The sequence below is a fragment of the Pseudophaeobacter sp. genome (assembly GCF_048267565.1).
GTDB lineage: Bacteria > Pseudomonadota > Alphaproteobacteria > Rhodobacterales > Rhodobacteraceae > Pseudophaeobacter > Pseudophaeobacter profundi.
Genome location: NZ_JBLWXG010000001.1, coordinates 418,987 through 439,050, shown reverse-complemented (window position 1 = coordinate 439,050; position 20,064 = coordinate 418,987). Strand labels below are relative to the sequence as shown.

The 20,064-nt window shown below is 57.8% G+C and carries 18 protein-coding genes; 8 read left to right on the top strand and 10 right to left on the bottom strand.

Annotated elements, in window-relative coordinates:
- Positions 1-92 precede the first annotated feature (92 nt).
- The 5 genes from ACN0VH_RS02060 to ACN0VH_RS02040 form a co-directional block, all read right to left on the bottom strand.
- Positions 93-1,148 carry a substrate-binding domain-containing protein gene (locus ACN0VH_RS02060; RefSeq protein WP_278921602.1) on the bottom strand — a complete coding sequence of 352 codons (1,056 nt, stop codon included), beginning with the start codon at positions 1,146-1,148 and terminating at the stop codon, positions 93-95.
- A 255-nt stretch (positions 1,149-1,403) separates the two neighbouring features.
- Positions 1,404-2,447, bottom strand: a complete 1,044-nt coding sequence (locus ACN0VH_RS02055) for an ATP-binding protein (RefSeq protein ID WP_417699333.1) — start codon at positions 2,445-2,447, stop codon at positions 1,404-1,406.
- Positions 2,448-2,587: 140 nt separating this feature from the next.
- Positions 2,588-3,109: a gamma carbonic anhydrase family protein gene (locus tag ACN0VH_RS02050; protein WP_278921600.1), complete on the bottom strand. Its 522-nt coding sequence runs from the start codon at positions 3,107-3,109 to the stop codon at positions 2,588-2,590.
- Positions 3,106-3,747: a guanylate kinase gene (gmk, locus tag ACN0VH_RS02045; protein ID WP_278921599.1), complete on the bottom strand. Its 642-nt coding sequence runs from the start codon at positions 3,745-3,747 to the stop codon at positions 3,106-3,108. Before gmk ends, ACN0VH_RS02050 begins: the two co-directional genes overlap by 4 nt.
- 19 nt (positions 3,748-3,766) lie before the next feature.
- Positions 3,767-4,663 (bottom strand): YicC/YloC family endoribonuclease, encoded by an 897-nt coding sequence (locus ACN0VH_RS02040; RefSeq protein WP_278921598.1) that lies wholly within the window; start codon positions 4,661-4,663, stop codon positions 3,767-3,769.
- A 253-nt stretch (positions 4,664-4,916) separates the two neighbouring features.
- Between ACN0VH_RS02040 and ACN0VH_RS02035 the strand changes: the two genes are divergently transcribed.
- Positions 4,917-5,729, top strand: coding sequence for a PAS domain-containing protein (locus ACN0VH_RS02035; RefSeq protein WP_417699330.1), 813 nt, complete (start codon positions 4,917-4,919; stop codon positions 5,727-5,729).
- Between the two features lie 191 nt (positions 5,730-5,920).
- On the opposite strand, the gene ACN0VH_RS02030 is transcribed toward ACN0VH_RS02035, so the two are convergent.
- Positions 5,921-7,294: a class II 3-deoxy-7-phosphoheptulonate synthase gene (locus tag ACN0VH_RS02030; protein WP_278921596.1), complete on the bottom strand. Its 1,374-nt coding sequence runs from the start codon at positions 7,292-7,294 to the stop codon at positions 5,921-5,923.
- A 193-nt stretch (positions 7,295-7,487) separates the two neighbouring features.
- On the opposite strand from ACN0VH_RS02030, the gene ACN0VH_RS02025 reads away from it, so the two are divergent.
- From ACN0VH_RS02025 to ACN0VH_RS02000, 6 genes are all read left to right on the top strand, one after another.
- Entirely contained in the window at positions 7,488-8,486 is a 999-nt protein-coding gene (locus tag ACN0VH_RS02025; protein ID WP_278921595.1) for a GlxA family transcriptional regulator, read from the top strand.
- A gap of 520 nt (positions 8,487-9,006) precedes the next feature.
- The gene (locus tag ACN0VH_RS02020; RefSeq protein WP_278921594.1) at positions 9,007-10,200 is read left to right on the top strand and encodes an ABC transporter substrate-binding protein; all 1,194 of its coding nucleotides are present in this window, start codon (positions 9,007-9,009) and stop codon (positions 10,198-10,200) included.
- Positions 10,201-10,299: 99 nt separating this feature from the next.
- Positions 10,300-11,085, top strand: a complete 786-nt coding sequence (locus tag ACN0VH_RS02015; RefSeq protein WP_417699329.1) for an ABC transporter ATP-binding protein — start codon at positions 10,300-10,302, stop codon at positions 11,083-11,085.
- Between the two features lie 108 nt (positions 11,086-11,193).
- Positions 11,194-11,907: an ABC transporter ATP-binding protein gene (locus ACN0VH_RS02010; protein WP_278921592.1), complete on the top strand. Its 714-nt coding sequence runs from the start codon at positions 11,194-11,196 to the stop codon at positions 11,905-11,907.
- Between the two features lie 3 nt (positions 11,908-11,910).
- Positions 11,911-12,921 carry a branched-chain amino acid ABC transporter permease gene (locus ACN0VH_RS02005; protein ID WP_417699327.1) on the top strand — a complete coding sequence of 337 codons (1,011 nt, stop codon included), beginning with the start codon at positions 11,911-11,913 and terminating at the stop codon, positions 12,919-12,921.
- On the top strand, positions 12,918-14,240 hold the full coding sequence (locus ACN0VH_RS02000; RefSeq protein ID WP_417699325.1) for a branched-chain amino acid ABC transporter permease: 1,323 nt from the start codon (positions 12,918-12,920) through the stop codon (positions 14,238-14,240). Before ACN0VH_RS02005 ends, ACN0VH_RS02000 begins: the two co-directional genes overlap by 4 nt.
- A 184-nt stretch (positions 14,241-14,424) precedes the next feature.
- Here ACN0VH_RS02000 and ACN0VH_RS01995 read toward each other — a convergent pair whose 3' ends face one another.
- Positions 14,425-15,969, bottom strand: coding sequence for a helicase HerA-like domain-containing protein (locus tag ACN0VH_RS01995; protein ID WP_417699324.1), 1,545 nt, complete (start codon positions 15,967-15,969; stop codon positions 14,425-14,427).
- A 573-nt stretch (positions 15,970-16,542) separates the two neighbouring features.
- Between ACN0VH_RS01995 and ACN0VH_RS01990 the strand changes: the two genes are divergently transcribed.
- Positions 16,543-17,163, top strand: coding sequence for an invasion associated locus B family protein (locus tag ACN0VH_RS01990; RefSeq protein WP_278921588.1), 621 nt, complete (start codon positions 16,543-16,545; stop codon positions 17,161-17,163).
- A 270-nt stretch (positions 17,164-17,433) separates the two neighbouring features.
- On the opposite strand, the gene ACN0VH_RS01985 is transcribed toward ACN0VH_RS01990, so the two are convergent.
- From ACN0VH_RS01985 to lpxD, 3 genes are read right to left on the bottom strand one after another with little or no spacing between them, the layout of a single operon-like run.
- Complete coding sequence (locus tag ACN0VH_RS01985) at positions 17,434-18,642, bottom strand: beta-ketoacyl-[acyl-carrier-protein] synthase family protein (RefSeq protein ID WP_417699323.1); 1,209 nt, start codon at positions 18,640-18,642, stop codon at positions 17,434-17,436.
- Between the two features lie 31 nt (positions 18,643-18,673).
- The gene (locus ACN0VH_RS01980) at positions 18,674-18,931 is read right to left on the bottom strand and encodes an acyl carrier protein (protein WP_417699322.1); all 258 of its coding nucleotides are present in this window, start codon (positions 18,929-18,931) and stop codon (positions 18,674-18,676) included.
- A 48-nt stretch (positions 18,932-18,979) separates the two neighbouring features.
- Complete coding sequence (lpxD, locus tag ACN0VH_RS01975) at positions 18,980-20,053, bottom strand: UDP-3-O-(3-hydroxymyristoyl)glucosamine N-acyltransferase (protein WP_417699321.1); 1,074 nt, start codon at positions 20,051-20,053, stop codon at positions 18,980-18,982.
- Between the last annotated feature and the right edge of the window lie 11 nt (positions 20,054-20,064).

Sequence of the window (20,064 nt, the reverse complement as noted above, 5' to 3'; positions counted from 1 at the left end):
GGATGACAGCAGCAGGTTTTGGCGGTTGGTCTGGTTCAAATTGGCTCTGGGGCGGAAGGAGCCGCCCCAGAGTTTTACAAGATGTACAGCGATCAGGAATTGTCGCCCATGGTGGCTTCGTCAGCAACCGCATCCTGGGTCTGGCTCAGCTCTGGGTCGGCAACCAGGCCATATTCGGACAGCGGACCATCGGGGCCGGCAACCTCGTCTGCGACGAAGAATTCAGCAAATTCCTTCAGGCCCGGGATCACGCCGATGTGGGCTTGCTTCACATAGAAGAACAAGGGGCGCGAGACGGGGTACTCGCCGGTTGCGATGCTTTCGGTCGAGGGCACGATGCCGGACATGGTGGCAACCTGCAGCTTGTCCGTGTTGTTTTCATAGAAAGCCAGACCAAAGACACCAATGCCGTCGGCGTTGCTACCGATGCGGGCCAGGGTTTCAGTGTAGTCGCCGTCGATGTCAACAGACACGCCATCGGTGCGCAGTGAGATACAGGCCTTTTCAGCGGCCTTTTTCTGGGCCTTGGCGCTGTCACCTGTTGCACCGGCCAGGATGTGTTCAAAGGCGCCGGTGGCTTCACAGCCGGCCAGGATCACTTTGTCTTCAAACACTTCACGAGTGCCGTGCTTGGTGCCGGGGATGAAGGCCTGGATCGGTTGCGCCGGGAAAGCGGGGTTCACATCGGCCCATGTCTTGTTTGGGTTGGCAACCATCTTGCCATCAACCATGATTTCGTCGGACAGGGCCAGGAACCAATCGGTTGGGGTGAATTCAAAGGCGTTGCCGTTGATGTCGCTGGCAAAAACGATGCCGTCATAGCCGATACGCACTTCGATGATGTCAGTGACACCAGCTTCGGCGCAGGCCTTAATCTCTTTTTCCTTGATGCGGCGCGATGCGTTGGCAATGTCGATGGTGTTTTCGCCAACACCTTCGCAGAACCGTTTGAGCCCTGCGGAAGAGCCACCGGATTCCACAACTGGTGTCGGGAAGTCAAAGTTTTCGCCAAAGGCTTCGGCAACGATGGAAGCATAAGGCAGAACGGTCGAAGAGCCGGCAACCTGGACCTGGTCACGCGCAGTGGCAGCAGTGGCCGTAGCGGCAGCGATGGTCAGGGCGGAAGCGGTCAGTTTCACAAAGGACATGCGTATCTCCATGAGAGAGAGAAAGTTGTGTGACCATCTTCGTGATGATCATGCGCCCCTCCTAAAAGGCTGGCATGTGGCTTTTGTGACGCTTATGTAACAGGCGTGTGACAAGATCGGAAATTCGCCGGAAATTGTCACAAAAGCCGCCCTCACGTTAATCTTTTATCGCCTTCGCCAGCAGATGACCGCGATTTGCCCGCCGCCCAGGGGCGTCGCACACCCGAATGGGTCGCCATATTATGACAGAGGTCATTATGTCAGTGGCAAGATCACGGAAAAACAGCTGCCAGTTCCCGGCTCGCTTTCCACCCGCAGCCGTCCCCGGTGGCGATTGACGATATGTTTGACAATGGCAAGGCCAAGGCCCGTTCCGCCCAGTTCGCGCGAGCGGTGATTGTCAGCCCTGTAAAACCGTTCGGTCAGGCGCGGCAGGTGAATGGGGTCGATCCCGGCGCCATTGTCCATCACCCGGACCCGCACCGCGGCACAGCGCAGCGAGGGATCGCGTTCCAGCAGTTCCAGAGTAACCTCGACCCGATCACCGCCGTATTTGATGGCATTCTCAATCAGGTTTATGAAGACCTGCAACAACTGGTCCGCATCCCCTGTGATCATCACCGGGTCATCGGGCGGCGTAAAGATCAATCGGGTCTCGCCGGCATCAGCCAGAGGCTGCACCGTCCTCAGGGTTGATGTCAGATGCCCGACAAGATCCAGCTGTTCCCTGGGGCGAATGCGCTCTTTGCTTTCGACCCGATTCAACGACAACAGATCCCCCACCAACCGGTTCATCCGGCTGGCCTCTCCTTCCATGATCGTCAGAAACCGATCGCGAGCGGCGGGATCGTCGCGGGCGGCGCCGCGCAGCGTTTCGATAAAGCCCATCAGCGCGGTCAGCGGCGTGCGCAGTTCATGGCTGACATTGGCGACAAAGTCGCGCCGCATCTGGCCGGCCTGCTCGCGTTCGCTCACATCGGTAAAGGTGATCAACACAGCGCCGCCCTCAACCGCGCCGATGCCACCGACATAGCGCAGCGTCACATCAAAACTGGTGTCCTGCGCGCCGTCGTTTGACAAATGCTTGGCGCAGCGGCTGCCGCGATCCTCCAGGCATTTTTCGATGGCCCCGGTAACGCTGGGCTGGCGCAGGATGGTGGCAAAATGACGCCCCAAGATCTGTTGCCCCAGCAAATCCTGGGCAGACTGGTTGGCTGCGATAAAACGCTCAGTCTGATCCACCAACACCGAAGGCAGCGGGAATGCATCCAGAAAATCTGCGATCACCTCTTGTTTCATTGCGCTCTCCAATTGGGTTGGCACGGGGTATCAGGCAAATGTAACGAAGAGGTTGCGGCCCAGCCGCCCTGTGAAAGACAAGACGCAACATCCGCTGAAGCCACCCTGCCCTGCAGCCTGCCCAAGCTCGCGATCTGGGCTTAAACCGCGCGCAGCTCGTCGCGAAACCGGCGCATGTTGTCCTGATAGTGCAGCGCGCTCTGCGTCAACGTCTGGGCCTGCGCTTCCGACACCTCACGCACCACCTTGCCTGGCGCGCCCATCACCAGGGAATTGTCAGGAATAACCTTGTTTTCGGTGATCAAGGCCCCGGCCCCAATCAGGCAGTTTTTGCCAATCTTGGCCCCATTCAGAACGGTGGCGCCCATGCCGATCAGGCTGTTTTCACCGATGCTACAGCCATGCAGCATGACCTTGTGACCAATGGTGCAGTTCTTACCTACAGTCAGTGGAAAGCCGGCATCAACATGCATAACCACGTTTTCCTGCACATTCGCCCCTTCGCAGATGCGAATTTCTTCGTGGTCAGCGCGAATGGTCGAGCCAAACCAGACCGAAGCCGCGGCTTCCAACACCACCTGGCCGATCAGATTGGCATCCGGTGCCACCCAGGTATCTGCATGCAGCTGCGGCCTTTGCACACCCAAAGCATAAAGTGTCATGACATCTCCTCAAATTCTGATTGCAGCGCCCGCACGTGATCCACCAGCTGTGGCTGTTGAATGCGACGCAGCCGGGTGGCTGAAATGATGGTCTTCAGCGCCTCTTCTGTGGCATCCAGGTCATCATTGACCAACACGTGGTCATAGCTGCCCCAATGGCTGATCTCGTCCCAGCTTTTTTCCATCCGGCGTTTGATGGTGTCCTGATCATCCTGCCCGCGGCTTTCCAACCGGCGGCGCAATTCGGTGATCGAAGGCGGCAGCAGAAAGATCGACAGCGTATGCTGGCCAAGTTCAGAATTGCGGATCTGCTGCGCCCCCTGCCAGTCGATATCGAACAGAACATCCTGGCCCTTGTCGATCGCGGCGCGCACCGGCCCCTTGGGCGAGCCGTAGAAATTGCCAAAGACATGCGCATGCTCCAGCATTTCGCCCTCGGTGACGGCGGATTTGAAATCATCCACCGAAACGAAGTGATAGTCCTGTCCGTCCACTTCCCCGTCGCGCGGGTTGCGAGTGGTGGCCGAGACGGAAAAGCGGATGCTGTCATCCCAGCTGCGTAGCCGCTTTGCCAGGGTGGATTTACCCGCGCCGGATGGCGAGGACAGGATGATCAATAGGCCACGGCGGTTTGCCATCTCGTCTGTTCCTTCGGAGTTATTCAATATTTTGCACCTGCTCGCGCATCTGGTCGATCACTGCTTTCAACTCTAGACCGACCGAGGTCAAGTCACTGTTCAGCGCTTTTGAGCACAGGGTATTGGCCTCACGATTGAATTCCTGCATCAAGAAATCAAGCTTGCGCCCCACCGCACCGCCTGTCGTCAACAGGGTCTCGGCGGCCAGAATATGCGCGCCAAGCCGGTCGATTTCTTCGGTGACATCGGATTTCACCGCAAGCATCGCCAGTTCCAGCGCCACCCGATTGGCATCAACGCCTTCGGCATTCTCCAGCACCTTGGCCAGATTGACCTTGAGGTTTTGGGCCACCAGCGGCTTGCGCGCCGCTGCCAGCTCGGCGGCCAGATCCGTCAGGCGGCGCAGCTCTGCCAGCTGATCCTGCAATACCTGCGCCAGGGCTGCCCCCTCGGCTTCACGCATTTGAACGAATTGCGCCAAAATGCTTTCGAATTCATGACCCATCGCGGCGACCAGCGGTGCGGGGTCATCTTCGCGCAGGTTGGTTTCCAGCACGCCGCGAATAGACAGTAGATCCGCGCCGGAGGTCACCGACAGATCCACCCCCGCAGCCTGAGCGGTGGCCTCGGCTTCGGCCAGGGCGGCAAGGACGGATTGCAACAGCGGCTTGTTCAGCACCAGGCTGGTGGCGCCTGCCTCTGAACGGGTGATCCGCAGACCCAGCGTCACGTTGCCCCGCGCCAGTTCAGCGCTACAGCGCTTGCGCAGATGCGCCTCCAGCCCGATCAGCCAGTCAGGTACCCGCAAACGCAGATCCAGGCCTTTCGCGTTGACCGAACGGATTTCCCAACTCCAATTATGGGTGTCAAGCCCGCCCTGCCCCGAGGCAAACCCCGTCATGCTGCGAATAGTCATCTATATGGCCCTTTCTGGCGTGTTTTCTGGCAAAAGCATCAATTCCAACAGTGCGTCTGGGGTAGCGTTTGACGCATAAGGATAGGCCTGTCATCGGAAGGCGTTAACCATTGCTTTAAATTTTAGTCCAAATTTGAATAATATTGTGGCATGTTAACTGCAAGGTAACCATCCTGACGCTACAAATAAGGCAGTCGAGAGGCTCGTGCAGCGTGTTTGATGGCGGATGGACCGAACAACGTAAGGAAAGCACATGTTTTTTGGCGGTAGCAAAAATTCAGAGCAGGATAAGGGGCACGACAAGGTGGTTCCTATGAAAAATTTCCGTAATAGCGTTTCGATCTCTCCGATGCGGCAGGCAGAGGCCTACTGGACAGCGCTGCAGCGTGGCGATGACATTCCAAACCGGTCGCAGATTGATCCGCGCGGGCTGGAAAACATTCTGTCGCAGACATTTATTCTGGAACGCGTTGCACCGGGCGTTGCCCGTTTTCGTCTGGCTGGCCAAAAGGTCAACGAAATGGCCGGCATGGAGGTGCGTGGCATGCCCATCACCGCCTTTTTCACCCCGGATGCCCGCAAACAGATGAGCGCCGCACTGGAGCATATGTTCGAAGCCCCTGCGATTGTCGAATTCGACATGCAAACCGAAGGGTCCCGCCTGCGCGGCCGCCGCGAAGCCCGCATGTTGCTACTGCCGCTGCGCAGTGATCTGGGCGATGTCAGTCGCGCGCTAGGGGTGTTTGTTTCCGACGGCAACCCCTCCAAGACTTCGCAGCGCTTCAGCATCTCATCAATTGAAATGCGCGCCGTCGCCAAAAAGTCAGGGGATGCTGAGTTCAAATCCAAACCCCGCGATACCGCAGATGCAAACAGCGCCAACCCCGATTTTGCAGAGCTGCAATCGCGAATGCAGCCAGAGACCTCTATCTTGCAGGAAGCCCGTGATCTGGCCGACCGCAAAACCCTGAAGCCGGTGCGCGACACTGCCCGTGCAGATGCAAAAAGCAAATCCAAAGCGCCGCATCTACGCCTGGTTTCCAGCCGAAGTGAAACAGCCCTTTAGTAAAATTTTAGTCTATTTCTAGTCTATTTGGTCGTAGTCTAGTTACCAACGCCCCGCGGAAGAATTCCCGGGGCGTTTCCCATTTTCCGGGGACCGATCCTTTGCCGCTGCCCGTCACAAACAGGCCCGCCCCAATCGGGACGGGCCTGTTTTCATCTCATCGCCACAGCGATACACGCTTGCGGCCGGGCCTAGCCGGCTTCGGCTTTCCGGTTCTGCTGGCTGCGCAGCTCTGACAGCTCTTTCGCGACCAGAAAGGCCAGTTCCAGCGATTGGCTGGCGTTCAGGCGGGGATCGCAGGCGGTATGATAGCGATCGCTCAGGTTCTCGTCGGTCACAGCCCGCACGCCGCCGGTGCATTCCGTGACATCCTGCCCGGTCATTTCAAAGTGCACGCCGCCGGGAATGGTGCCTTCGGAGCTATGGACCGCAAAGAAATCCTGGACTTCGCGCAGGACGCTTTCAAAGGGCCGGGTTTTATACCCGGTAGAGGACTTGACGGTATTGCCATGCATCGGATCACAGACCCAGGTTACATTGGCCCCTTCTTCCTGCACCGCTTTGACCAGGCGCGGCAGGTGCTCTGCCACCTTGCCGGCCCCAAAGCGGGCGATCAGCGTCAGGCGACCTTCCTCATTGTCCGGGTTCAGCTTGGCCATCAACACCTTGAGATCCTCGGCCGTGGTGGTCGGGCCACATTTCAGGCCAATGGGATTCAACACGCCACGACAGAATTCCACATGCGCGCCGTCAGGTTGACGGGTGCGATCTCCGATCCACAGCATGTGGCCGGACCCGGCAAGCCATTTGCCAGAGGTTGAATCAAGCCGCGTCAGCGCCTCTTCGTATTCCAGCAGCAGGCCTTCGTGGCTGGTGTAGAATTCAACCGAATGTAACGCGTGCGAGGCATCGTTGTTGACCCCGGCGGCGCGCATGAAATCAAGCGTATCAGTGATCCGGTTGGCCATTTCACGATAGCTTTGCGCTTTCTCACCCTCGGTAAAGCCAAGGGTCCAGGCATGCACCTGATTCACATCCGCATAGCCACCAGTGGAAAAGGCGCGCAGCAGGTTCAGGGTTGCCGCGGCCTGGGTATAGGCCTGCAGCATCCGCTTGGGGTCTGGAATACGCGATCCTTCAGTAAAGCCAAGATCGTTGATTATGTCACCGCGGTAGCTGGGCAGTTCAACCCCATCCACTGTTTCAGTTGGTGCGCTGCGTGGCTTGGCAAATTGCCCCGCCATACGGCCCACTTTCACCACTGGCACCTTGGCACCATAGGTCAGAACCATGGCCATCTGCAGCATCACCTTAAAGGTGTCGCGGATTGCATCGGCGCTGAACTGTTCAAAGCTTTCGGCGCAATCGCCGCCCTGCAACAAAAATGCCTCGCCGCGCCCGGCAGCCGCCAAATGCTGTTTCAAACGGCGCGCTTCACCGGCAAAGACCAAGGGCGGATAGTTGGAAAGCTGCGCCTCTACGGCCCCGAGGGCCGCGGCATCGGTATAGTCGGGCATCTGCACGCGTGCTTTGTTGCGCCAGGCCGCTTTTTGCCACTCACTCATAGCTTTTCTCCGCATAAGAGGTCATATTGATAGGACGGAAGCCACCTATACAAAAACCATCCCACTCTGACCAGTTTAGATTTGCGCCTCTTGACCCCGACGCAAAGCTGTGAGCACGGTTTTCCGGTCTCACGCGGGGCTGACTTTCTTTAGTCTCTCCCGGTGCATTCACTTTTTGCCAAGGATGTGCCCAATGCAAACCAATAAGAAAAAGCCAGAGATCCCCAAGGCTATCGCCCCAAAACGTCACTACGTGTTTGTTTTACTTGATAGATTTTCGATGCTCTCTTTTGCATCGGCATTGGAATGTCTACGCATTGCCAACCGTATGGTCGGCTATGACGCCTATAGCTGGACCCTGCTGAGCGAAGGTGGCGGAAACGTGACCTGCTCTGCCGGAACGACCTTCACGTCAGATGGCGACTTGGCCGAGTTGCAGCGCGACGATACAATTATGGTCTGTGGCGGCGTGAATGTTCAGACTGCAACCTCCAAAAGGCTGCTGGCTTGGCTGCGCCGCGAGGCCCGCAAAGGGGTCAGGGTGGGCGGGTTGTGCACCGCGTCCTATGTGCTGGCAAAGGCAGGTCTGTTGGATGGCAAGCGGGCGACGATCCACTGGGAAAACATCGATAGTTTTGCAGAAGAGTTTGACGAAGTCACCCTGACGAAATCTGTTTTTGTCATTGATAACAACAGGATGTCTACTGCCGGCGGCACATCCTCCATTGATTTGATGCTGAAGATTCTTGCCAATGACCTAAGCGAAGAACTGGCCAATGCTGTGGCGGATCAGCTGATCTATTCCTCGATCCGCACCGATCAGGATACCCAGCGTCTGTCGATCCCAACGCGTATCGGGGTGCGTCATCCGAAACTCTCGCTGGTGATCCAGAAGATGGAAGCCAATATTGAAGACCCCATCAGCCCTTCAGTCCTGGCACAGGACGTGGGCATGTCGACACGGCAACTTGAACGTCTGTTTCGCCGCTACCTGAACCGCAGCCCGAAACGCTACTACATGGAGCTGCGGCTGCAGAAGGCGCGCAATCTTCTAATGCAAACGGATATGAGTGTGATCAATGTGGCGCTGGCCTGCGGCTTTGCTTCGCCCTCGCATTTCTCCAAATGTTACCGTGCACATTACGAAACCACCCCCTACCGCGAACGTGGCAGCAAATCAGGCAAGCCTTGATTCTAGTGTTGGCCGATGGCCCTGACAGGGCGCAACTGCCGTCAGATGATGCGTGATATTGGTGTGAATTTGGGCCGCGGCATCAGCAGGCCCAACTTTTTTCCCATTTTTTTTCCACCACATCATTGGGCGCTGAATCGGGCCGATCTGGCCAAGCCTGCGTAGAAATTTGCCGCTGTCACGTCGCCTGGCCCAAAAAAATGCTTTAAGCTTCAAGCAGTTGATCTGATCACATGGCGCACAAACTGCGCCGCCAATGTTCACCGCGTTTCACAGGCTGCACCCCCGGATGCCCCTTGGGTGCCGCGACGCCAAGGGCCGATGCGCGATTGAGTTCTTTCCCTCTTGGCATGAAGCCTGTAAAGCATCCGCCGCATCAGGCCTGCCATCATGGCTGGCCAAAGAAGACGCACAGGTGGCCCTGGGGAGGGGCACCCTAGCTAAGGGGACTTTTCTTTTCAAATCGCCTTGCCTAGGGTTCGGTATGAACACGTGTGTTCCAATAAACGGGAGATCTCAGATGAAAAAAATATTGATGGCTACAACGGCCCTGGCGCTGACCGCTGGCACGGCCTTCGCCGAAGGCCAAGCCAAGGAAGTCAAACTTGGCGTATTGCTTGGTTTTACCGGCCCCATTGAATCGCTGTCCCCTGCCATGGCCGCGGGCGCTGAGCTGGCGATGGAGGAAGTGACCAAATCCGGCAAGCTGTTGGACAGTGCCACCGTTACCTCCGTACGTGCCGACACCGGCTGCATTGATAACGGCCTGGCCGTGGCAAACGGCGAAAAGCTGATCGCCGAAGGCGTCATGGGTATTGTTGGCGGTGACTGTTCTGGGGTGACCGGCGCGATCCTGCAGAACGTAGCCATTCCCAACGGCATGGTCATGGTCTCGCCCTCTGCGACCTCGCCCGGCCTGTCCGGTATGGAAGACAATGGCCTGTTCTTCCGCACGTCTCCGTCTGATGCCCGCGAAGGCCAGATCATGGCTGACATCTTGCAAGAGCGCGGCGTGAAGTCCATCGCTCTGACCTATACCAACAACGACTTTGGTAAGGGCCTGGCAGATGCTATCCAGACCTCCTTTGAAGAAATCGGTGGCGAAGTGACCATCGTGGCAGCGCATGAAGACGGCAAAGGCGACTACTCTGCCGAAGTTGCTTCGCTGGCTTCGGCTGGTGGCGATATTCTGGTTGTCGCTGGATATCTGGACCAGGGGGGGCTTGGCATCATCCAGTCCTCGCTGGATTCCGGTGCCTTTGACACCTTCGGCCTGCCCGGCGGCATGATCGGGGACAGCCTGCCCAAGAACGTCGGCCCCGATCTGGATGGCTCTTTTGGCCAGATTGCTGGATCTGACAGTGAAGGTGCCGGCATCTTTGCCGAGATGTCCAAGGCAGCTGGCTTTGACGGCACATCTGCCTATGCATCAGAATCCTATGATGCGGCGGCGCTGATCCTGCTGGCGATGCAGGCGGCAAACTCCACCGATCCAGCCGTATATGGCGCCAAGATCATGGATGTTGCCAATGCACCGGGCGAAGAGATCAACCCAGGTGATCTGGGCAAGGCACTGGAACTGATTGCCGCTGGCAAAGACGTTAATTTCCAGGGTGCCACCGGTGTTGAGCTGATCGGCCCCGGTGAGAGCGCAGGTTCCTACCGCGAGATCCTGGTCAAGGACGGCGAGAACACTACTGTGAAGTTCCGCTAAGCTTAGTCGGCAGATCAACACGCAAAGAACAGCCCGGGTTTCGCCCGGGCTGTTCCAAATTCAGTACCCGCAAACAAACTGCGGCAGGGGATAAATGATATGATCGTCGTCGAGGATTTGCACAAGCACTTCGGCGGGTTCCATGCGGTTGACGGCGCTTCGCTCGAAATCGCCAAGGGCTCCATCACCGGTTTAATCGGGCCAAACGGCGCCGGAAAGACCACTCTTTTCAATGTAATCGCTGGGGTTCTTGAACCCACCTCCGGCCGCGTCACCATGGATGGTGAGGATATCACCGGCCTGCCGCCGCATGATCTGTTTCACAAGGGGCTGCTGCGTACCTTTCAGATCGCGCATGAGTTTTCCTCTATGACCTGCCGCGAAAACCTGATGATGGTACCCGGCGCACAATCCGGTGAAAGCCTCTGGAACACCTGGTTTGGCCGCAAACGCATCGCCGAGGAGGAACGCGCCCTTCGCGCCAAGGCGGATGAGGTGCTCGAGTTTCTGACCATCAGCCATATCGCCGACCTGCGGGCCGGTGAGGTTTCTGGCGGTCAGAAGAAGCTGCTGGAACTGGGCCGCACCATGATGGTGGACGCCAAGATCGTGTTTCTGGACGAGGTCGGCGCCGGGGTGAACCGAACGCTGCTCTATACCATTGCCGATGCCATCAAGCGGCTCAATGAAGAGCGCGGCTATACCTTTGTGGTGATCGAGCATGACATGGAGTTCATTGACCGGCTTTGTGATCCGGTGATCTGCATGGCCGAGGGGCGCAAGCTGGCCGAAGGGTCGCTGGCCGAGATCAAGGCAAATGAGCAGGTCATCGAGGCCTATCTGGGCACAGGCCTGAAAAACAAAGACAAACTGGAGAAGACCTGATGGGCGAGACGCTGGACCTGGGGCGGCGGCGCACCAGTGGGGGCGCTGCCCCCGCCGCTGTGCGGCCCCCCCGAGGTATTTTTGGTAAGATGAAGGTGGGAGGCGCACATGTCTGAACCCTTTTTGATTGGTGATGGCATGACAGGCGGATACGGCAAGGGGCCGGATATTCTGCATGACTGCACCATTGCTGTGAACCCTGGCGAGATCGCGGTGATTGTTGGCCCGAATGGAGCTGGCAAATCCACCGCAATGAAGGCGGTTTTTGGTATGCTGTCCCTCAACGCCGGGGCCGTGCGTCTGGACGGTGAGGATATCACCCGCCTGAGCCCGCAAGACCGGGTTGTGAAGGGCATGGGGTTTGTGCCGCAGACCAGCAATATCTTCACCTCGATGACGGTAGAAGAGAACCTGGAGATGGGGGCCTTTATCCGCACCGATGATATCACCGAGACGATGGAGCAGGTTTACGAGCTGTTCCCGATCCTGCGCGACAAGCGCAGCCAGCCCGCTGGAGAGCTATCAGGTGGCCAGCGGCAGCAGGTCGCCGTAGGGCGGGCGCTGATGACCAAGCCCAAAGTTCTGATGCTGGATGAACCCACGGCAGGCGTATCGCCCATCGTGATGGATGAGCTGTTTGACCGCATTATCGAGGTGGCCCGCACTGGTCTGCCGATCCTGATGGTGGAACAGAACGCCAAGCAAGCACTTGAGATCGCAGATAAAGGCTATGTTCTGGTCCAGGGCCGCAATGCCTATTCCGGCACCGGGCAGGAGCTTTTGGCTGATCCCGAAGTCCGCAAATCGTTTTTGGGGGGCTGAGCCATGGATTTTCTCAATGCCATTGTGGCACTTACCAATTTTGTGATGATCCCCGCCGTGGCCTATGGCTCTCAGCTGGCGCTGGGTGCGCTGGGTGTGACGCTGATCTACAGCATCCTGCGGTTTTCCAACTTTGCTCATGGCGACACCATGGCCTTTGGCACCATGATAACCATTTTGGTGACCTGGGCGTTCCAGTCCTGGGGCATTGGTTTTGGTCCGCTTCCCACCGCCCTGCTGGCCCTGCCTTTTGGGATCGTGGCGACGATGGCACTGATGCTGGTGACGGATCGCACGGTTTATCGGTTCTACCGCGCGCAAAAGGCGAAACCGGTTGTTTTTGTTATGGTCTCGCTTGGCGTGATGTTCATGATGAACGGGCTTGTGCGTTTTATCATTGGGCCCGGAGACCAGCGCTTCACCGATGGTGAGCGTTTCATCATCAAGGCGCGCGCTTTCAAGGAAATGACCGGCCTGAGCGAAGGGCTGGCGATCAAGACCACCCAGGGCATCACCGTGGTGACTGCTATTGTGGTTGTGGCGCTGCTGTTCTGGTTCCTCAATAAGACCCGCACCGGAAAATCAATGCGCGCCTATTCGGACAACGAAGATCTGGCGCTGCTATCGGGGATCAACCCTGAACGCGTCGTGATGTACACTTGGTTGATCGTGGCCACATTGGCGACCATCGCCGGGGTGCTTTACGGGTTGGACAAAAGCTTTAAGCCCTTCACCTATTTCCAGCTGTTGCTGCCGATCTTTGCCGCGGCGATTGTTGGCGGACTGGGCAGCCCTCAGGGGGCCATTGCAGGCGGCTTCATCATCGCCTTTTCCGAGGTGACGATCACCTATGCTTGGAAAAAGGTGCTCGGCTACTTGATGCCTGAAAACATGGGGCCAGATGGCTTGGTGCAACTGCTGAGCACAGATTACAAATTTGCCGTCTCTTTTGCGATACTGATCATCGTTCTTCTGTTCAAGCCAACAGGGCTCTTCAAGGGGAAATCGGTATGACTGATACCATAAAACACAGCCTGATGTTTGCCGCTGTCGCGCTTTTGATCCTGCTTGAAGGCCTCACCGATTGGAGCTTCTTCTCAGGATCCTGGAACTCATCCTTGGTGATCCTCAACATGGGGCTGATTTCGGCCATCATGGCGCTGGGGGTAAACCTGCAGTGGGGCTTTGCCGGATTGTTCAACGTCGGCGTCATGGGCTTTACCGCGCTGGGCGGTCTGGCGGTGGTGCTGACCGCAACCCCACCAACCCCGGGCGCCTGGAGCGCGGGCGGTCCAGGTATCGTCATGGCCATGGTCATGGGCGCGCTGACCGTGGTCGCAGCGGTTACCGTCACCCGTTTCCTGCCCCGCGGGGGGCTGCGTGCACTGCTGACCCTTTTGATCCTGGCTGTTGGCTTTGTCATTTACCGCGCGCTGTTTGACCCCTCGGTCGAAGCGATCGAGGCCATTAACCCAGCCTTGGAAGGCAATATTGGTGGGCTCGGCTGGCCGGTGATCCTGTCCTGGCCCGTGGGCGGCTTGCTGGCTGCCGGGGCGGCCTGGCTCATTGGCAAAACCGCGCTGGGCCTGCGCTCTGACTATCTGGCAATCGCTACCCTTGGCATTGCCGAGATCGTCATTGCCGTCCTCAAGAACGAGGACTGGCTGTCGCGCGGAGTGAAAAACGTCGTGGGCCTGCCGCGTCCGGTTCCGTTTGAGGTCGATCTGCAAAATGACCCGGCCTATGTCGAATGGTTCGCGGGTTTTGGCCTTGATCCCGTGCTTGGCTCGACGCTCTATGTCAAGCTGGGCTACGCGTTCCTCTTCACTCTCGTGCTTCTGATACTGCTGTGGATGGCGCAGATGGCCCTCAAAAGTCCTTGGGGCAGGATGATGCGCGCCATCCGCGACAACGAGGTCGCCGCCCGCGCCATGGGCAAGAATGTCACCAAACGGCATTTGCAGATCTTTGTGCTCGGCTCTGCCATCTGTGGCATTGCTGGCGCGATGATGACCACTCTGGACGGGCAGCTGACGCCAGGAACCTATAATCCCCTGCGCTTTACCTTCCTGATCTGGGTGATGGTGATTGTTGGCGGCTCCGGCAACAACTTTGGCGCAGTCCTGGGCGGCTTCTTGATCTGGTTCCTGTGGATCAAGGTCGAACCGATGAGCCTGGAACTGATCACCCTGTTGACCTCGGGCCTGGGCGAAGACAGTGGCCTGCGCGCCCATCTGATGGAAAACGCAGCCCATATGCGGCTGTTCACCATGGGGTTGATCCTGCTCTTGGTCCTACGGTTCAGCCCGCGTGGATTGATACCGGAAAAATGACAAACCAGGGCCGCTGCACCCATGGCGGCCCTTGTACTGGTCCAGATTTCATTTGGCCAAAAATATCCCCGCCGAAGGCGGACCCGATAGAGGCCTGGCAACGCCAGGCCTCTATTTCCTTCTAAGGCATGTCGGGCAAAACTGCGGGCTGATTTCGCACAACTTGAGCATACGAAATCAAACGCTAGCGGCCCTTGAACAGCCCCCCCAGAATACCACGCACCAGACGCCGCCCTGTTGTGCCTTTCAGCTCTTTGATCACCGCTTCTGACATGGCAGAGGCAAAGCTGTCCTTGGGCCGATAGTTCCGGGCGCTGGAACGCGGGATACGGCTGCCGGAATAGCGCCGGGCGGCGCTGAATTCGCGCGCCATCGGTTCTGGTGACTCTTCTGCCGCCTGCTCTGCAACTGCCGCCTGTTCCGCCGCCTTGGCACTGCGCTGCATCAGGATTTCATAGGCAGAATGCCGATCAAGCGACTTGTCGTATTTCCCCGCCATGTCAGATCCCTGCAAAAAAGCGGCGCGTTCTGCTGGGCTGATCGGCCCCAGCTGGCTGCTGGGCGGGCGAATAAGGGTGCGTTCAACGACCCCGGGCACGCCCTTCTTTTGCAGCATTGATGTCACGGCCTCGCCGACGCCAACCTCGCGAATGGCCTCCATCGTGGAAAATCGCGGGTTTTCGCGGTAGGTCTCCGCTGCCAGTTTCAGGTTCTTGCGGTCGCGCGCGGTAAAGGCGCGCAGCGCGTGCTGAATGCGATTGCCCAGCTGGCCAAGAATGTCCTCGGGCACATCGGAAGGGTTCTGGGTGATGAAATAGATCCCAACCCCCTTGGAACGGATCAGCCTGGCGACCTGCTCGACCTTGTCCACCAGCGCCTTTGGCGCATCATCAAACAGCAGATGCGCCTCGTCAAAAAAGAACACCAGGCGCGGCTTTTCCGGATCCCCCACCTCTGGCAATTCCTCGAACAGCTCGCTCAACAGCCAGAGCAGAAAGGTCGCATAAAGCTTCGGCGAAGCCATCAATTTATCGGCGGCCAGAATATTGACCATCCCGCGCCCGCTGCCGTCCTGTCGCATCAGGTCGCTCAGCGCTAGGGCAGGTTCGCCAAACAGATCGGCGCCTCCCTGGTTTTCCAGCACCAGCAAGCGGCGTTGGATCGCCCCGATCGAGGCAGGCGAGACATTGCCATAGCGCAGCGACAGCTCCGCCCGGTGCTCTCCGACCCAGACCAAGAGCGCCTGCAGATCCTTCAGATCCAGCAGTGGCAAGGCCTGTTCATCAGCCAGCCGGAAGGCAATGTTCAAAATGCCTTCCTGTGCCTCGCTCAGCTCCAGCAACTGCGCCAACAGGAGCGGCCCCATATCTGCTAGGGTGGTGCGCACCGGATGGCCCTGCTCGCCAAAAAGATCCCAAAAGGTAACCGGGCAGCTGTGATAGTGATAGGGGTGCAAGCCAATGGTTTGGGCCCGCCCCATAAAGGCATCGTGCAATTTGTGGCCGGGCGTGCCGGGCTTGGCCAGGCCAGAAAGGTCCCCTTTGACATCCGCCAGGATGACTGGCACCCCCGCATTGGAAAAGCTCTCTGCAAGGATCTGCAGGGTGACGGTTTTCCCAGTACCGGTGGCCCCGGCAATCAGCCCATGCCGGTTGGCGTATTTAAAATGCATCTCCTGGGGCACGCCATAGTCTTCACCGCCACCGCCGATAAAAAGTTTGTCCGTCATATTCATCCTTTAGCTGCCTTGACTGGGCTTTAACCTCATTTGCGGAATCTGTTGGTTTCCGGCGTAAAACAGGCCTGTGTCCCAGGTAACCCCTTGAACATCGATTATTAACTTTTACATGCGATATATGTCTTGCCCACCCTGTCTTTCGAGATAGCTGGGCATTTCCTCCCTGTCAGACTGGCCGTGCCATGGGCACGGCCCTTTTTTTCGCCCCAACCCTGCCTCTTTATCGGGCAGTGCCAGTCTGACGATCGCGAAATACGCGCGTAAAACGCTCAAATCCAACTAAAGCGGCCGGACGGCAGATTTTTTCCGTATTGCATGTTGACCCAGACACAGGCCTTTCGTAACGTCCTATCCAATAACTAAGTCGGCCAGTCCGACGGGGAGTAAGACCAAAAAAGGAAGCCGGAGAGCTTCCTTTTTTGCTGTTTGTTCAAGCGCTTCACTTGTTACTAAACTTGCAGGTAATTCCCCGCTTATTCTGGGCACGGGCGGGGATTGTGGCCTGACACCCCTGCTGCAACATGGTAAAGCCATTGCAAACGACCTGTGATAAATGAGGCATGCATGATCAAGTCCCTTACGCCGATGACCCTGGCCGCACTTATAGCGGTGGCGAGCCCAGTTTTCGCCCAGGAAAGCAGTGAAACAACACCTGAAGCCCCAGCCACCGAATCGTCGGCGGATCAGGTCCTGGACCTTGGCCAACCTGTTGATGATGGTACCCCCAAGCTTGGTGATCGCTACGCCAAGGAAACCCATGGTGATTGGGATCTGGCCTGCGTCAAAACCGAAGAAGAAACAGACCCCTGTTCCTTGCTGCAGATCCTGACCGATCCAAACGGCAACCCGATGGCCGAGGTGTCGCTGTTCCGCATTGACCAGCCAGGCGGCCAGGCCGTTGCCGGGGCCACCATCATCGTGCCGCTGGAAACCCTGTTGCCCGCCGCCCTGACCCTGTCGGTCGATGGCGCGCCTGGCAAGCGCTATAACTACTCGTTCTGTAATCCGCTGGGCTGCGTGGCGCAGATCGGTCTGACACAGGCAGATATCGACACTTTCAAACGCGGTAGCGAGGCAGTTTTGTCTCTGCGCCCTGCCCCAGCCCCCGATCAGCTGGTTGAAATGAAGATGTCGCTCAAGGGCTTTACCGCCGGATTTGATGTTGTTGACGTGGTCACGCAGTAACCGCCTGATCTAAAACAAAACCACCTTTGGCAGCGCCCGCCTATCTGGGGCTGCCGGGCAAAGAACAAGCCACCATCGGGTTTCCCCTTTGGTGGCTTTGATTTTGCAAGGCAAGCTGGCAAGCACCCCGAATGGTATACTCCAGCGTAGCACCAAGACGAGAGGGGAGCGCGTTCATTTACGCTCGCGCGGCGGGCTTTCCCTATTGGTTTTACATATTTCAGCGGCGCAATACTGCGGCCCAGGTTGGCGCACATGTTTCAGTCTGCGTCAAACCCGCCCCAGGGCCAGTACCGCGTTCAACCCGCCAAAGGCAAAGGCATTAGACAGGGCCACCTCGACCCGCGCATCGCGGGCGGTATTGGGCACCACATCGAGCGCGCATTCCGGGTCCGGCTCTTCATAGCTGATTGTCGGGGCAATCACCCCATCTTTCAGGGCCATGATACAGGCCAGCAATTCGACCGCGCCGGTGCCGCCGATCAGATGGCCATGCATGGATTTAGTCGAAGAGATCATCAAGCGATCCGCATGCGGACCAAAGACATCGGCGACGGCGGCACATTCGGTTTTGTCATTGGCGACGGTACCGGTGCCATGAGCATTGATGTAACCAACCTGTTCAGGGTTGATGCCGCCATCTTTCAATGCGCCGGCAATCGCCCGCGCCGCGCCCTGCTTGCTGGGCATCACAATGTCAGAGGCATCTGAAGACATTGCAAAGCCAAGCACTTCGCAGAGGATCTCTGCGCCACGCGCGCGGGCATGTTCGTAGTCTTCAAACACAAAAATGCCGGCCCCTTCGCCCTGTACCATTCCATTTCGGTTAGCACTGAAGGGGCGGCAGGCCTCTTTTGACATTACCCGCAGCCCTTCCCAGGCCTTGACGCCACCAAAGCACAGCATGGATTCCGATCCGCCCGTCACCATTGCCGGGCTCATGCCCGAGCGCACCATCTGAAAGGCCTGCGCCATGGCGTGGTTCGAAGACGCACAGGCAGTGGAAACGGTGAAACTGGGGCCTTTGAGGTTGAATTCCATCGAGACATGGCTGGCGGCCGCATTGTTCATCAGCTTGGGAACCACAAAGGGATGCACCCGATTTTTACCGTCTTCATAGACTGAACGATAATTGTCATCCCAGGTCGAAACGCCGCCACCCGCAGTGCCCAGCACAACACCAGATTTGGCGGAAAGCTCGCCATGGAATTCCAGGCCCGATTGGGCAATCGCCTCTTTGGCAGCAATCAGGGTGAACTGGGTAAACCGGTCATAGAGGCTCATCTGTTGGCGATTGAACCGGCCCTCGGCCTCGAACCCGTGCACCTGGCCACCGATTCGAATGGCAAGCCGTTCAACATCGCGAAACTCCAGCGGGCCAATGCCACAGTGACCTTCGCGCATTGCCGCAAAGGTGGCAGCGACCGAATGGCCCAGGGCATTGATCGTCCCTGCCCCGGTAATGACAACGCGCTTCATGGATCTGTCCCTTAATGTTCAGGCGCTTATATCACGTTTTCTGTGACACCAGCTTGTCAATCCCAGCGATGATTGCAGCAACGTTCGTAATGTCAAAATCGCTCTCATCCGGGGTATTTGCATTAAAGGGGATAGAGATATCAAATTCTTCTTCGATGGCAAAAATGCACTCTACCAGGCCCATGCTGTCGATCCCGAGATCGTCCAAGGTGCTGGTAAGGGTTACATCCGATGGCGCCAAAAGCGCCTGTTCCGCAACAATTGCGATGACCTTGTCTCGAGTGCTCATTTCGGCCCCCTGATCTGTGATGTCCTGGCAGATGTAGCGGCTGATTCCCTATTTGAAAACAGCCTTTTTCAGATTTTCGATATCGCGCATCAAACGTGGCAAGCGCCGCTGTGCCTTGTAGATTTCAGTATGGGTTTCCATCTTTACCGCCGGATAGCCCATGACCACGCGGCCCGCAGGCACGTTAGAGATAATCTTGGTCGCGCCCCCCGCAATCACCCCGTCGCCAATAAAGATATTGTCGGCCGCGCCACATTGGCCGCCCAGCACAACATTGTTGCCTATGTTTACCGACCCCGAAATCCCGCATTGACCGCAGAGCAGGCAATCGCGCCCAATCCGGGTGTTGTGACCCACATGCACCTGATTGTCCAATTTACTGCCGCTGCCAATTTCCGTGTCGCGAATGGTGCCATTGTCGATGGTGCAATTGGCGCCCAGCTCCACGTCATCGCCAATGCTGACCGCTCCCAGTGAATGAATGCGCATCCAGCTCTGGGCTTGTGCTTCGCCCTGATCGCCGACCGTCTTGCGGACATTTTCAACGCCTGAAACCTCGGGGGTGACATAGGAAAAACCGTCGCTGCCAATCCGGGCACCGGGCTGGGCGCGAAACCGATCACCGATGCGGGCGCGGGCACCAATGGAAACCATCTCGCGCAGCTGCGCCTGCGCGCCGATCTCGACCTCTGCCCCGATGTAGCAATGCGGTCCGATCACCGATCCGGCACCGATCTTGGCACCTGCGGCAATGATGCTCAGCGGTCCGACCGATACATCCCCCCCCAGCACGGCAGTTTCATGTACAACAGCCGTGGGGTGAATGCCCGTTTCGAACCCCTGTCCACGGTCCAGCAGGGTTGAAACCCCGCCAAGCGCCATGCGGGGACGCGGCGCAAAGATTGCCGCCTTCAGCCCCATCGCCTGCCAATCGGCCCCCTGCCACAGCAGCGCCACCTGGGCGCTGCCCTGCGACAGGTTTTCACTGTATTTGGCAGAGGTCGCCATCGCCAGATCCTGCGGACCTGCATCCTGCGGCTCGGCCGCGCGAATGATCACAAGATCCAGATCCCCTTCGGCGGTCAGATCAAGAGAGCGAGCAATCTCGCGAACTGTATACATATTGAGGGCCC